Genomic DNA, 13,934 nt, shown 5'->3' with positions numbered 1-13,934 from the left:
ACCCATTTGAGCAAATTATAATCAATATAAAAAAAAACGGATGTAACAATTGACACATTTTTACTTAAAAAGAGGAGGCATCTCGAGACGCCTCCTTCATTTTATGCGAGTGTTTGTTTATAAATGGACATGAATTCTTCCATTTCTTCCAGCTGGTTATTGGCAAAGTACTCGACAATTTTACTGCCAACTACTACCCCATCGCAATACTTCGTTATTTCCTTTATCTGCTCTTGATTTGAGATGCCAAAGCCCGCTAATACAGGAATCGGACTAACTACCTTAACAGCTTGTAAAAATGAATGCAGTTCATTACCAAATTCGTTTCTTGTTCCTGTAATCCCTTTGACAGTAACGGTATATAAGAATCCCTTACCTTTATTAGAAATCTCTCTGATCCGTTCGATTGGTGTAGTCAGTGTTACAAGTCGAATCAATTCCACTTCCGCTTGTTCTAGCAGCGGGGCAATGATTTCCTCTTCCTCCACAGGCAGGTCCGGAATAATGCAGCCTGCGACACCTGCAGTTTGAACGTCACGGACAAATGTCTCGATTCCGTATGAATAAACTGGATTTAAATAGGTCATGAGAATAATAGGAGTAGTGACTGATTCACGTGCTTTGGTGATTTCTTTTAAAATCCCTTTTAATGTGGTTCCATTTTGTAATGCTCTAATACCCGCGCGCTGAATGGTAGGACCATCAGCAACCGGGTCAGAGAAAGGAACACCCACTTCAATCGCCGTTGCCCCGAATTTTTCTAACAGTGCCAGCCTTTCAGGCAGGTTCTCCAAACCCCCATCTCCGGCCATTATATAAGGCACAAAAGCTTTTTTATTTTCCTTATTCAATTGTTGAAAAGCTTGTTCAATTCGGTTCATTTTCCGCTGCCCCCTTTAAGTCTTGATTTGACTGCATCCACATCTTTATCTCCACGCCCTGATAAGCAGACTACAATATTTTGGCCGGCTCCAAGCTGACCAGCCAATTTTACAGCGAACGCAACGGCATGGGAGCTTTCAAGTGCCGGTATAATTCCTTCAAGCTTCGATAATAGCTGAAAGGCATCAAGGGCTTCTTTATCAGTTATCGAGTGATAGCTAGCCCGCCCGCTGTCCTTTAGATAGCTGTGCTCCGGCCCCACGCCCGGATAATCGAGCCCGGCGGAAATGGAATGTGCTTCTTGAATTTGGCCATCTTCGTTTTGCAAAACGTACATTAAGGCTCCATGCAAGACTCCCGGTCTCCCTTTTGTCAGCGACGCAGCATGAAATGGTGTATCAACACCATGACCGGCGGCTTCCACACCAAAGAGTTTTACCTCTTCATCTTCGATAAAAGGATAGAACATTCCCATCGCATTACTTCCGCCCCCAATACAGGCTACGACCGCATTAGGAAGGCTCCCGTTCCTTGCTAAGAATTGCTGTTTTGTCTCCATGCCGATGACACTTTGAAAATCCCTGACAATGACCGGAAATGGGTGTGGGCCGGACACGGACCCCAATAAATAGTGGGTATCATCGACATTGGCGACCCAATACCTGAGGGCCTCATTTACGGCATCCTTTAAGGTCGCGCTGCCTGATGTTACACTGACTATCTTCGCACCTAAAAGCTCCATCCGATACACGTTCAAGGCCTGCCGCCTGATGTCTTCCTCCCCCATAAAAATGATGCAATCAAGGTTTAACAGTGCACAAACGGTAGCTGTGGCAACTCCATGCTGGCCGGCGCCAGTTTCCGCTACAATTTTTCTTTTTCCCATACGGACAGCAAGCAGCGCCTGACCGATCGCGTTATTGATTTTATGAGCACCGGTATGGTTTAAATCTTCTCTTTTTAAATAAATATTGGCCCCCCCGGCATGCTTTGTCAGGTTTTCCGCAAAATAAAGCGGGGTTTCCCTGCCAACATATTCCTTTAGTAATCTATCAATCTCAGTTTGAAATTCTGGGTCATTTTTTGCCTCGTTGTAGGCTTCATTCAGTTCTGTTACAGCCTTCATTAGTGTTTCAGGAACAAATTTCCCGCCATATATGCCAAAATGGCCTTTTTCATTCGGTAAGGTATAAGTACTCATATAATATCCTCCTTGCGTTCGCTTTTTGCTTTTTCTAAAAATGCTTTTATTTTCGCCAGATCTTTTACCCCATCGGTTTCTACCCCGGAACTCACATCGACCATATATGGTTGAATGGTGTTGATGGCAGCCTCTACATTTTCCTGATGCAGCCCTCCGGCCAGGATGACCTTTTTCCCCTCAAGGAGTCCGGTATTCACCTCACTCCATGTGAATGCTGTCCCATTTCCCCCGTGGTATTTCCCTTTGGGGCCATCAAGAAGAATATACTCAGCAGGAAAATCCCTAAGTTCCGCTAATTTCTCATTTCCTTCAAAACTGGCAGCCTTGATCACCGGGAGCGAAAGGGATTCACTAAAGTTTTCCGATTCCTCTCCGTGCAGTTGAATATGAGTCAGGCCGGCAATTGCAGCAATCCGTTCAATTTCAGCTTGTGATTCATTGACAAAAACACCGACCTTATATACTTCCTTAGGCAATTCGGAAATGATTTCTTGTGCCTTCTCAGCGGTTATTCTCCGCTTGCTTTTTGCAAACACGAAGCCAAGTGCATCAGCACCATACTCCACTGCCGCAAGTCCAGTGTCAACATCCATAATCCCGCAGATTTTTACTTTCATGGCCGTGCACCTTCTATTAGCGGCAATTGAAAATCTGAAAAGGTTCGCTTGAGGTTTGCACTTTTCATAAAGGCTTCCCCTACAAGAATGCCATTTGCTCCAGCATTCCTAACCCGGTTAACATCCTCCTGGCTATGAAGTCCACTTTCACTTATTAAGAAAGCACCTGATTGTTTCACCGCCGCTGCTAATTTTTCAGTAACTTCAAGTGATACTTGGAAGGTTTTTAAATCACGGTTATTCACGCCAATCAGCTTTGCCCCGGTCTTTAGGGCCGTTTCCAATTCATCCTGATTGTGAACCTCCACCAAAACCTCTAGACCTAAATTTGTGGCATATTGATATAATTCGGTTAATTTTTTTTCATCAAGCGCAGCGACAATCAATAGGATGATATCAGCCCCATGTGCGCAGGCATTATTGATTTGCAGCGGATCGATAATAAAGTCTTTGCAAAGGATCGGCAGCTGCACTGTTTCCCTTACCGCTATTAAATCTTCAAAAGACCCTTTAAAGAAAGTTTGGTCAGTTAAAACGGAGATGGCGCTGGCACCGGATTGTTCGTAAATGGAAGCCTGTACAGCCGGTTCCACACCATTATTAATCATTCCTTTCGAAGGTGAAGCCCGCTTGAATTCAGCAATAATGGATATTTGCTGTGACTTTTGAAGCTTATCAAGCAACGATCTTTTTTCACGACCTATTGCCGGATAAAAATCACTCTGATTCTGCAGGAGAGCCAGTTCCTGTTTCTTTTGTTCAATAATTCGGTCTAATATCGTTGTCACTTATATCGCCTCTCTTTGCATTGCTCGTGATTTTTCAATTAATACTTCTAATTTGTGATGGGCCGCTCCAGAATCAATGACTTCTGCGGCTAGTTTTATACCCTCTTTAATGGTGTCTGCCTTTCCGGCTGTTAAAATACCAAGGCCAGCATTTAGGAGTACGGTATCTCGATAAGGACCCTTTGTACCTCTTAGCACATTCCGTAAGATTTCGCCGTTTTCCATCGCATCGCCGCCTTTTATGAAGCTATTATCATAGGTTGGCAAACCAACATCTTCAGGATAAAAGGATTGGCTTGTGATGACTCCATCTTCTAAAATAGTCAAATGGTTTTCTCCCTGCAGGGATGCCTCATCCATAAAGCCGGCGCCATTTAGGACGATCGCCCGCTTGCGTCCAAGCTGATTTAACACCTCTGCAAAAACTGGCAAAAGATCTCGGCGATACACGCCTAGAAGTTGATAGTCCAATTCGATTGGATTTGTCAAAGGCCCGATAAAGTTAAAAATTGTCGGGATTTTCAACTGTCTCCTAACGGTCGTCACCTTTTTCAATTTTGGATGCACATGTGGGGCAAATAAAAAAGCAATCCCGATTTCGCTTAGGATCTCTTCCGTACTTTCTGCTGGTAAATTAAGATTGACGCCTAAGTATTCCAGAACGTCAGCGCTTCCTGTCTTACTGGAAACACTTCGATTTCCATGTTTAGCAACTGGTATTCCAGCCGCAGCGAGGACAAAAGCAGAAGTAGTACTTACATTAAAGCTTGAAGAACCGTCACCGCCAGTTCCGCAATTATCCAAAGCATTCGGAAACTTCTTTTTAAATGACAATGTCTTTCCTTTTAATGCTTTTACAATGCCAACGATTTCATCAACTGTTTCACCCTTAGATTTAAGTCCCATTAAAAAAGCGGCAATTTCCGATTCCGATACCTCTTCACCTAATATAAAATCAACTGCTTCCTTCATCTCGTTTTCAGAGAATGACCGTTGTTCAGCTAACTGTAGTAAATATTCCTTCATTTGTATCCATCCTTCCTATTTCAAGTAAGAAATTTTTAAGCATTTGTTTTCCTAATGGAGTCCCAATAGATTCTGGATGAAACTGGAGCCCGTAAACCGGGTAATCCTCGTGTTTAATCGCCATAACCTCGTTATCATCCATGGAATGAGCAATACACTCAAGTTCTGGCGGCATCGTATCTTTTTCAATTTTTAATGAATGGTAACGCATCACTTCCAATGGTGAGGATAAATAATTGAAAATGCCGCTGCCATTATGATTGATGAACGAAGTTTTGCCATGTTTAATTTGTTTTGCTCTATTAATTTCACTTCCGAATGCTGCCCCTATTGCCTGGTGCCCAAGACAAATTCCTAAAATAGGAATTTTATTATAGAATTTGTTAATGATCTCGATACAGATCCCTGCATCTTCCGGTTTACCAGGCCCTGGTGAGAGGATAATTGCTTTTGGATTCAAAGCCTTGATTTCCTCTAGACTAATCTGGTTATTTCGATAAACTGCAGCTTCTTCCCCTAATTCTCCCAAGTACTGATAAAGGTTGAAGGTAAATGAGTCAAAGTTATCAATGAGTAATATCATCTCGGGGTTCCCTCCAAAAATGCTTTTAATTTATTTAAGGTTTCCTCATATTCTGATTCAGGATCGGAATCATGGACAATGCCGGCCCCAGCTTGAATAAATGCCTTTCCGTCTTTTAATATCATCGTCCGAATCGCAAGGGCAAAGTCCATGTTTCCATTCACTGAAAAGTAACCAATCGCTCCCGAATAGAGACCTCGTTTTGATTTTTCAAGTGTGTTAATGATTTCCATCGCCCTAACCTTTGGTGCTCCTGATACCGTCCCGGCCGGGAGGCAGGCAGCAAGCGCGTCAAGCGCAGTTTTATCTGACATGAGGGTTCCGCTGATTTCAGAAACGATGTGCATAACATGGCGGAACTTTTCAATGGCCATGTACCGATCAACCTGAACGGAACCAAATTCGCAAACCTTTCCCAAATCATTTCTGCCAAGATCCACGAGCATTTTATGTTCAGCCAATTCTTTTTCATCAGCCAATAATTCCTTTTGAATGGCTTCATCTTCAACTGCGGTTTTTCCTCGTCTTTTTGTTCCGGCTATCGGATTGGCTATGACTGATTTACCTCTTGTCTTAATTAAGCTCTCAGGCGATGAACCAATCACGGTATAGCCATCAAAGTCGATGTAGAACATATAGGGCGTCGGGTTGTTAGCCCGGTGTTTACGATAAAGCGATAATGGAGAGCCTTCAAAGGCTGCTTTCATCCTCCTCGATAGGACAACCTGGAAAATATCACCTTCTAAAATATGCTCTTTAGCAATTTCAACATTCTTGATAAAGGCTTCCTTAGAAATTTCCGATTCAAATCCTGACAAGATAAAACTATTCTCCTCATCATAAACATTAGGTGTTTTTAATTCCTGAAGCCTTTTGTCGATTCTCATTTCAATACTTGCACCGTCTGAATCATCCTGAAGTGGAATACCGACGATAAATACCCTCTCCTCAAGATGATCAAAGACAATCACTTCCTCATACACCATTAGGTGGACATCCGGCATATTCAAACTGTTCGGGTATTCCTTACCAATCACTTCATACTGTCTGATGATATCGTAGCCGACATAGCCAATCGCCCCGCCGATAAACGGAAATGGCAGCTCATCAAGTTTTATCGAAGGCAGAAGATTATCGATAACGTCTAATGGATTTCCGCTTATTTCCTGCGTTTGCCCATTTCTTTTAATCACGCGATTTTCCTTTCCTATGGAAACAAGCTCAATGGCTGGGTCTGCGCCAATAAAGGAATAGCGGCCGGAATCATTGTATTTATGGGAACTTTCCAGTAAGAATTTCTTCTTTCCGCTGATTTTTTGCAAAATGGAAATGGGCGTTAGAGTATCACCGCTTATTTCTTTCATAAAAATTTTAATGTTCATCGTTCAGACTCCCTTCAGAAAATAAAAAAGTCCCCTATATTCATAACATGGTTATGAATATAGAGGACGAATCTCGGATCGTGGTGCCACCTCATTTTGAAGCAATTAGTTTGCTTCCTCGTTTCAGATACAGAGCAAATAACTCGATATCCTATCCTTTTAACGGTGGAACTCCGTACATCCCTACTCTAGTTCAAGATGTCTCTCGCAAGTCCATTCGGCAAATCCTTTCTTATCGGGCTCACACCATTCCCCGACTCTCTGGAAAGAAACAAATATGCGTACTCCTCTTGCTCATCGATTTCATTATTTTTTTTTCAATAAAAAAGGGCCTCACGTCCTTAAAAAGGACGGGAGACCCGTGGTGCCACCTTCATTAGCTAACTAATTAGCTCACTTTACCGATATCAAAGAAAAATACTTTAATATCTGTCTCATGTAACGATGAGATTTCGCCAAAGCCTACTGGTCCAATTATGGAAGGTTCGGTTTGGAGGCTCCGAAGTCCATTCACTTAAACGTCATCACTGATTTTCACCAACCATCAGCTCTCTTTTGAATCCGTAAAAGCTACTACTCTTCATCACTGCCGCAAGTTCATTTTGTTGTTTTTTATGTTATTACAATAACCAGTATATTGTCAAGGGATTAATTTTAGAATTATCGAATTTTTCACAAAAGCAATCTAATTTCCCTTACCAGTAAAAGGATTACTTCCTTAAGTTTTTTTAAATCAAAATAGTGAATATTAACAGTACAAAGAAAAAAGGCGGGATAGAGGATAAATGGAACACATTGAACAATTGTGGAATAATCCACGGACCGCTAAAAAGAAGCAATCAAAGGCTGGCCAAAATCGATCAAGTGAGATATCTAACAAGAAGTGGGCAATTCTATCTATATCTTCCATACCATTGGTTATGACTTTAGGAAATTCCATGTTAATTCCGGTATTACCGGCATTGGAGAAGGAATTATCCATTTCTTCCTTTCAGTCGAGTTTAATTATAACTGTTTATTCAATCGTAGCCATTATCTTAATACCAGTTGCCGGCTATCTATCTGATCATATCGGCAGGAAAAAAGTAATTATCCCAAGTTTAATTATCGCCGCGCTCGGGGGATTGCTTTCGGGATGGGCTTCTTGGAAATTGGACGCTTATTGGCTGGTTTTAGTCGGACGTGCACTTCAGGGGGTTGGTGCAGCTGGGGCATTTCCGATTGTCCTGCCGCTAGTCGGTGATATGTTTAAAAATGAGGATGATGTTAGCACCTGCTTAGGAATTATCGAAACCTCCAACACATTTGGCAAGGTTCTAAGTCCGATTTTCGGAGCCATTTTAGCTGGGTTTATCTGGTTTTTGCCGTTTTTCTCGATCCCTGTATTTTGCCTTATTTCAGTACTTATGATGGTATTTCTTGTTAAATCACCACAAAAAAAGCAAAAAACAATCCCATTTAGGGATTTCTTTATGAATGTTAAAAAGACTTTTGCTGAAAGCGGTCGTTGGCTATATGCCATCTTTTTTATTGGCGGTATTCTTATGCTTGTTCTGTTTGGCATCTTATTTTACCTATCAGAAGTGTTTGAAAAAGAATATGGCATTAAAGATCTTAAGAAAGGGTTCTTTTTGGCATTACCTCTTGGAGCACTTTGCTTATCCTCCTTTATCGGCGGAAAGGTGATTAAAAAAAATAAAGTGTTAATGAAGTGGTTAACATTTGGCGGAATTCTTGCTGCAGGGCTTTCTATTGCGGCCTTATGGATTTCCATTAAGCTTTGGTTTATGATTTGCATGTTTCTGATTGCGGGGATTGGCATTGGTCTAGGCCTCCCCTCTCTTGATGCGCTTATTACAGAGGGAGTCGAAAAGAAAGAGCGGGGCACCATTACCTCACTTTACAGTTCGATGAGGTTTATTGGCGTTGCTGCCGGACCTCCGATTATCGCTTTATTGATGAAGTTTCCGAACCACTGGATTTTTATTTTAATGAGCAGTTTAAGCGTCTTGGCAGCCATTGTGGCTCTTTTCGCCATTAAACCGCCTCCGGAAAAAAGTTAAAAGCCGGCCAAAGATGCCGGCTTTTTCTATTATTTTACTGGTTTTTTCAAGAATCCGATTAATAACGCTGAAACAACCGCGCCAGCAAGAATTGCCAGGGCGTACATAAGAGCTCCGTTTTCTACTAATGGTACGACGAAGATTCCGCCATGAGGTGCCCTTAAGCCAATATGAAATGCCATGGATAGAGCACCGGCTACCGCAGAACCTGCCATAACGGATGGTATCACCCTGAATGGGTCTGCTGCCGCAAATGGAATCGCACCTTCTGTAATAAACGATAATCCCATTACATAGCAAGCCTTACCCGCATCTCGTTCCTCAGTCGTAAACTTTTTCTTAAATAGTGTAGTGGAAATAGCAATTCCTAATGGCGGCACCATGCCTGCCGCCATAACCGCTGCCATTGGTTCGTAAACGCCACTCGCCAGCAAGCCTGTACCGAATACATAGGCCGCTTTATTAATAGGGCCGCCCATATCAAACGACATCATTAAACCTAATACAATCCCTAAAAGAACAGCGTTTCCAGTCCCGAGACCTGTCAGCCAATGAGTAATCTCTGTATTTAACCATGCTACCGGTTTGTTAACAACATAATGCATAATAAATCCAGTAATGGCGATCCCTAAAAGTGGATAAATTAAGATTGCTTTGATTCCTTCCAGCGACTTTGGTAGTCCGGCAAATACTTTCTTTAAAAGCAGAACAATATAACCAGCCAAGAATCCGGCAATTAACCCGCCTAGGAAACCTGCGCCTCCGTTTGCCGCCATCATACCGCCAACCATACCGGCTGCAAAACCAGGGCGGTCTGCAATGCTGAGGGCAATAAATCCAGCTAGAACGGGTACAATCAGTTTAAATGCGTTGTCGCCGCCAATGGTCATTAATGCCGCAGCAATCGGATTATAGGATGGATCGTCCGGCTTAAAGGAGTTATAGCCAAACATAAAGCAGATTGCAATTAGGATTCCGCCCCCAACAACAAATGGAAGCATGTTTGAAACACCGTTCATTAAGTGCTTGTAAAATCCCGTTTTTGAACCTTTTTGCTCTGATTTTTGAGTACCTTCAGTGCCGCTGCCATTGTAGACTGGAGCGTCCTTTTTTAAAGCCCGTTCGATTAATTGCTCCGGGCGCCGGATGCCATCAGCGACCGCCGTCTGTATGACATGTTTTCCTTTAAACCGTTCCATTTCGACATTGATATCGGCAGCTACAATAACTGCTGTTGCATTTTCAATTTCCTCTTTAGTCAAAACATTTTTGGCTCCGCCAGAACCGTTGGTTTCAACCTTGATATTGACACCCAATTCAGCAGCCTTGGCCTTTAAGGAATCTGCCGCCATATAAGTATGGGCGATACCGGTTGGGCATCCAGTCACTGCTACAATTGAATTCTTTTTCGTCTCAGATACTGCCTCCGCTTTCTCCTCTTTATCAAAACGGTTGATGATACCTATTATTTCATCCGCAGATGCGGCCTTTAATAACTCATACCGTACTTCAGCTTTCATTAACAATCCGGACAGACGTGCCAAGGCTTCCAAATGAGTGTTATTAGCCCCTTCTGGTGCAGCAATCATGAAAAATAAATGGGCAGGCTTTCCGTCCAACGATTCATAGTCAACACCGGTAACGGATTTACCAAAGGCAATAGCCGCTTCTTTAACTGCCGCCGTTTTTGCGTGTGGAATCGCAATTCCGTCGCCGATTCCTGTTGTACTTTGGCCTTCTCTTTTTAAAATGGCGGATTTAAAATCATTTTGGTTTGTTATTTTTCCCGCCTTCTGCAGTACATCGACAAGCTGGTCAATTGCTTCTTCTTTTTGTTTACCATCAATATTTAAAAGGATTGTATCTATTGTAAGCAATTCAGTAATTTTCATTTTGGTTGTCTCCTCTACCTGATTTCCTTAATCTGAACTTGTGGAATAAGCTCAGCCACTTGATCCTTAGTACAAAGTCCTAACGAGAAAGCGGTGGCACTTCCTGAGGCAACACTATATCGGAATGCTTCGATTAAATCTCCTGTTCTTTCGTAAGCGGCCAAAAACCCCGCCACCATAGAATCCCCGGCCCCAACCGAGTTTTTAACCTTACCTTTTGGAACATTAGCGAGCAGCGTACTATCCTTATTAATGAATACCGCTCCTTGATCAGCCAGTGATACAATGACATTTTCAGCTCCCATCGAGACAAGCTTTTTCCCAAACGGGATGACTTCCTCAGGGCTTGATATTACGGTATCAAACAGTTCTCCTAGCTCATGATGGTTTGGTTTAATTAAAAACGGCTTAAATTTTAGTACATTTTTCAATAAGTCCCCTTCAGCATCAACAACAAATTGCGCTCCAGTTTCTTTACTGATTTTAACTAGCTCTTCATAAGTAGTTTTTGGCAATGAGCCTGGTATACTTCCCGCCAAGACTAATAAATCGTTCGCATTTAGTTGGCAAATTTTATCCTTCAGCAAGCCGAAAGCAGTCTCTGATATATCCGGTCCCTTTGCATTAATTTCTGTTTCCTGGCCTGTTTTAAGCTTTATATTAATCCTAGAGTCCTCTACGACCTTCACAAAATCTGTTTCTATATTTTCTTTTTCAAGAAATTGCTCAATATATGCTCCGGTAAAGCCTCCGATAAAACCAAGCGCTTTACTGTTCGTTTCCATTTGCTTTAAAACTCTTGAAACATTAATTCCCTTTCCTCCGGGAAATTTTGCTTCGCTCTCAGTTCGATGTAATTCTCCCAACTGAAAGCTATCAAGTTTCACAATATAGTCAACCGAAGGGTTTAACGTTAATGTGTAAATCATGCTGTCACGACCTTTATTGTGGTTCTATTTAAATATTGATGTCCAATTTCTTCTTCTAGTTCATTTGTAATAATCGAGGCTTCATGAATATCGGCAATTTTGGCAAATGATATTTCCGAAAACTTAGTACTGTCTGCCAGTACAAAAGCCTCCCTTGATAAGAAAACCGCTTTTTGCTTTACCATTGCTTCTTCTTGGTCTGGGGTGGTAAAGCCGAATTGAGGATGAATGCCATTTACACCCATAAAGCATTTGTCAAAACGGTAGAATTCAAGACTTTCCAGGGCCCCCCGGCCAATTAATGCATTTGTTTTTTGTTTTGCAAACCCGCCAATTAAGAAAGTAGAAATACCTTTATTTAATAACCCCGGTAAATGCATAAAACCATTTGTTACCACGACAATATCGTTTGGCAGGCTATCAATCATTTCAAAAATAGTTGACCCTGCATCTAAATAAATGCAATCCCCTTCTTCCACTAAACCAGCCGCATATTTTGCAATCAACTGTTTTTCATGAAGGTTTTTGGAGGATTTCTCTATCATGCTAGGCTCCTGGAGTTTTCCCTGCAGCCTTGATGCACCACCATGGATTCTTTTTAAAAACTTTTGTTCCTCAAGTTGAGACAAGTCCCTGCGGATCGTTGATTCGGAGGAACACGTTAGCTCCATGATTTCCTGGATTTTAATAATACCCTTTTCCTTTAATAATTGTAGAATAAGCCGATGACGTTCAGGAGTTAACAAGTCATCACCACCTATTTTTTATTGTTATGTTTATATAATACTGTAACCGATTGCAAAAATCAATCGTTTTCAATCAAAAACATCCAATATTTTGACTGATTTTAAGTAAAAAATAAAAAATCCTTCCAAAACCATTCATGTTTTTGCATTCATTAAATTTTTTTCTACCACTCTTATTAGTATTATGCTATAATTATCTTGTCTTTAATTATGCGGGTGTGGTTTAATGGTAGAATTTCAGCTTCCCAAGCTGACGGCGGGGGTTCGATTCCCCTCACCCGCTCCAAATGATTTGGAGGAGTACCCAAGTGGTTATAAGGGGGCGCACTCGAAATGCGTTAGGACGGGCAACCGTTGCGTGAGTTCGAATCTCACCTTCTCCGCCATACATAGGACTAAAAACGCCAGAGATTTCTGGCGTTTTCTTATTGAAACAAAATATGTCATAATAATAAAGTCAATAATTTATGCAAAGGATGATATAGTTGAATATTACGGGTCATACATTAGAAAAATTGGAAGATCCATTTGGTTTATTATCGGGGGACCGTTACGAGATTTTTCTTGACCTTGATATAGATGAAGAGGATGAACTTTTTTCTGATAACGGTGTTGGGTTAAGGGTCCTTTTTGTAGTGGACGAGAACGGATCAAAAATCTCCAATTATCACTTTTTTGAAAAAGGGAGCGATAAAGTATTTGATTTTGCTCTTGAAGAGGATGAAGAGCAAATAGTTTTTGACTACTGCCAGAGCATAATTAGAGAAGATTAAAAGCAGGGGACTTCCCCTGCTTTTCCTTTTTTTACGCTTCTTTTTTGACTTTTGTCGCTGTCTTCTTTCTTGGAGGAGCTGCAGCAGTCTTTTTCGGCTTGGTGCGATCAATTGAGGCCTGAAGGGCCGCCATTAAATCAGTTACATTCGTCGCAACTTCCTTCGTTGCGGCGGTTACTGTGTCTTTTCCTTGTCGTTTTGATTCGATTAATTCCAGCAAGGCAGTTCGATATTCATCTGTGTATTTTTCCGGCTCAAATGCGGATGTTAATTGGTCAATAAGCAAAATAGCTGTATCCAATTCCTTTTTCGTTACCTTATCTTCTGAAGGCACATTCGGAACATCCGCAGCCTTACGAACTTCATCTGGATAATGAATGGTTTCCATGACTAAGGTGTTCTCATAGACGCGAATAACCGCAAGCTGTTCCTTCGATCTTATCACAATTTTAGCTATCCCTACCTTTTGGGATTCCTCTAATGCCTTTCGCAAAAGTGAATAGGCCTTACCTCCTCCCTCATTTGGTGACATATAATAACTTCTCTCAAAGTAAATTGGGTCAATTTCTTCAATTTTGACAAAGTCAATAATTTCAACAGCCTTTTCTTCATTTTCCTTCCGCAGTTTTTCTAGATCTTCCTCATCAAGAACAACAAATTTTCCTTTCGTATATTCATAAGCCCTTACAATCTCTTCTGGTTTAACCTCTTCTTCACAAACAGTACAAACTTTTTCATATTTAATCGGGGCGTGACATTTCTTATGCAGTGTACGCAGCTTGATATCCTTATCTTCAGTTGCCGTATGAAGCTTGATGGGAATGTTAACAAGCCCGAAGCTGATACTGCCTTTCCACATTGTATGCATAAACGTTTCTCCAATCTTTTTGTTATTAGTTTTTGATCTCTTTGAGCTAACATTCCTAAAAACAAATGGAAATGGATGAAAGGCTTGTTTTTCAGCCAATATAATAAATGAAAACTCGCCGATTGGCGAGTCCGTTAGGACGAAGACAGAGGCGTAGTTGAATTTATGCGTTAAGAAAGTA

General features: G+C 41.5%; 13 protein-coding genes, 2 tRNA genes and 2 other annotated features. Of the genes, 4 read left to right on the top strand and 11 right to left on the bottom strand.

The genetic code is table 11. From position 1 onward, the window contains the following. Positions 1–101: 101 nt before the first annotated feature. Genes trpA through trpE form a run of 7 tightly spaced genes read right to left on the bottom strand, consistent with a single transcriptional unit; the run spans position 102 to position 6,482 of the window. Entirely contained in the window at positions 102–881 is a 780-nt protein-coding gene (gene trpA / locus KHB02_RS18360; protein WP_213145164.1) for a tryptophan synthase subunit alpha, read from the bottom strand. Next, entirely contained in the window at positions 878–2,083 is a 1,206-nt protein-coding gene (gene trpB / locus KHB02_RS18355) for a tryptophan synthase subunit beta (RefSeq protein WP_213145163.1), read from the bottom strand. Before trpB ends, trpA begins: the two co-directional genes overlap by 4 nt. Beyond that, a complete protein-coding gene (locus tag KHB02_RS18350) occupies positions 2,080–2,703 on the bottom strand; it encodes a phosphoribosylanthranilate isomerase (protein WP_213145162.1) in 624 nt (207 codons plus the stop codon). Before KHB02_RS18350 ends, trpB begins: the two co-directional genes overlap by 4 nt. After that, a complete protein-coding gene (gene trpC, locus KHB02_RS18345; RefSeq protein ID WP_213145161.1) occupies positions 2,700–3,491 on the bottom strand; it encodes an indole-3-glycerol phosphate synthase TrpC in 792 nt (263 codons plus the stop codon). The genes KHB02_RS18350 and trpC overlap by 4 nt, the downstream gene beginning before the upstream one ends. Next, positions 3,492–4,517: an anthranilate phosphoribosyltransferase gene (trpD, locus tag KHB02_RS18340; protein ID WP_213145160.1), complete on the bottom strand. Its 1,026-nt coding sequence runs from the start codon at positions 4,515–4,517 to the stop codon at positions 3,492–3,494. It abuts the gene before it with no gap. After that, a complete protein-coding gene (locus KHB02_RS18335; RefSeq protein WP_213145159.1) occupies positions 4,489–5,100 on the bottom strand; it encodes an anthranilate synthase component II in 612 nt (203 codons plus the stop codon). The genes trpD and KHB02_RS18335 overlap by 29 nt, the downstream gene beginning before the upstream one ends. Further along, positions 5,097–6,482 carry an anthranilate synthase component I gene (gene trpE, locus KHB02_RS18330; protein WP_213145158.1) on the bottom strand — a complete coding sequence of 462 codons (1,386 nt, stop codon included), beginning with the start codon at positions 6,480–6,482 and terminating at the stop codon, positions 5,097–5,099. The genes KHB02_RS18335 and trpE overlap by 4 nt, the downstream gene beginning before the upstream one ends. 59 nt (positions 6,483–6,541) lie before the next feature. Further along, positions 6,542–6,789: a binding site (T-box leader), on the bottom strand. A gap of 36 nt (positions 6,790–6,825) precedes the next feature. Beyond that, positions 6,826–7,078 (bottom strand) — a binding site (T-box leader). Between the two features lie 189 nt (positions 7,079–7,267). Here trpE and KHB02_RS18325 point away from each other — a divergent pair. Then, the gene (locus tag KHB02_RS18325; RefSeq protein WP_213145157.1) at positions 7,268–8,545 is read left to right on the top strand and encodes a bacillibactin exporter BcbE; all 1,278 of its coding nucleotides are present in this window, start codon (positions 7,268–7,270) and stop codon (positions 8,543–8,545) included. Between the two features lie 29 nt (positions 8,546–8,574). Here the strand turns inward: KHB02_RS18325 and KHB02_RS18320 are convergent, their stop codons facing one another. Genes KHB02_RS18320 through KHB02_RS18310 form a run of 3 tightly spaced genes read right to left on the bottom strand, consistent with a single transcriptional unit; the run spans position 8,575 to position 12,112 of the window. Then, positions 8,575–10,437 (bottom strand): PTS fructose transporter subunit IIABC, encoded by a 1,863-nt coding sequence (locus KHB02_RS18320; RefSeq protein ID WP_213145156.1) that lies wholly within the window; start codon positions 10,435–10,437, stop codon positions 8,575–8,577. A gap of 14 nt (positions 10,438–10,451) precedes the next feature. After that, a complete protein-coding gene (gene pfkB / locus KHB02_RS18315; RefSeq protein ID WP_213145155.1) occupies positions 10,452–11,366 on the bottom strand; it encodes a 1-phosphofructokinase in 915 nt (304 codons plus the stop codon). Then, positions 11,363–12,112, bottom strand: coding sequence for a DeoR/GlpR family DNA-binding transcription regulator (locus KHB02_RS18310; protein WP_213145154.1), 750 nt, complete (start codon positions 12,110–12,112; stop codon positions 11,363–11,365). Before KHB02_RS18310 ends, pfkB begins: the two co-directional genes overlap by 4 nt. Positions 12,113–12,324: 212 nt before the next feature. Between KHB02_RS18310 and KHB02_RS18305 the strand changes: the two genes are divergently transcribed. The 3 genes from KHB02_RS18305 (at position 12,325) to KHB02_RS18295 (ending at position 12,885) form a co-directional block, all read left to right on the top strand. After that, positions 12,325–12,398, top strand: a tRNA-Gly gene (locus tag KHB02_RS18305). Positions 12,399–12,406: 8 nt separating this feature from the next. Then, a tRNA-Ser gene (locus tag KHB02_RS18300) sits at positions 12,407–12,498 on the top strand. A gap of 99 nt (positions 12,499–12,597) precedes the next feature. Continuing rightward, a complete protein-coding gene (locus KHB02_RS18295; RefSeq protein ID WP_213145153.1) occupies positions 12,598–12,885 on the top strand; it encodes a DUF6509 family protein in 288 nt (95 codons plus the stop codon). A 31-nt stretch (positions 12,886–12,916) separates the two neighbouring features. Here the strand turns inward: KHB02_RS18295 and ku are convergent, their stop codons facing one another. Continuing rightward, positions 12,917–13,753: a non-homologous end joining protein Ku gene (gene ku, locus KHB02_RS18290; RefSeq protein ID WP_213145328.1), complete on the bottom strand. Its 837-nt coding sequence runs from the start codon at positions 13,751–13,753 to the stop codon at positions 12,917–12,919. Between the last annotated feature and the right edge of the window lie 181 nt (positions 13,754–13,934).

The organism is Neobacillus citreus, assembly GCF_018343545.2.
GTDB classification, from domain to species: Bacteria; Bacillota; Bacilli; order Bacillales; family Cytobacillaceae; genus Neobacillus; species Neobacillus citreus.
This window is presented reverse-complemented; position numbering and strand designations above follow the sequence as displayed.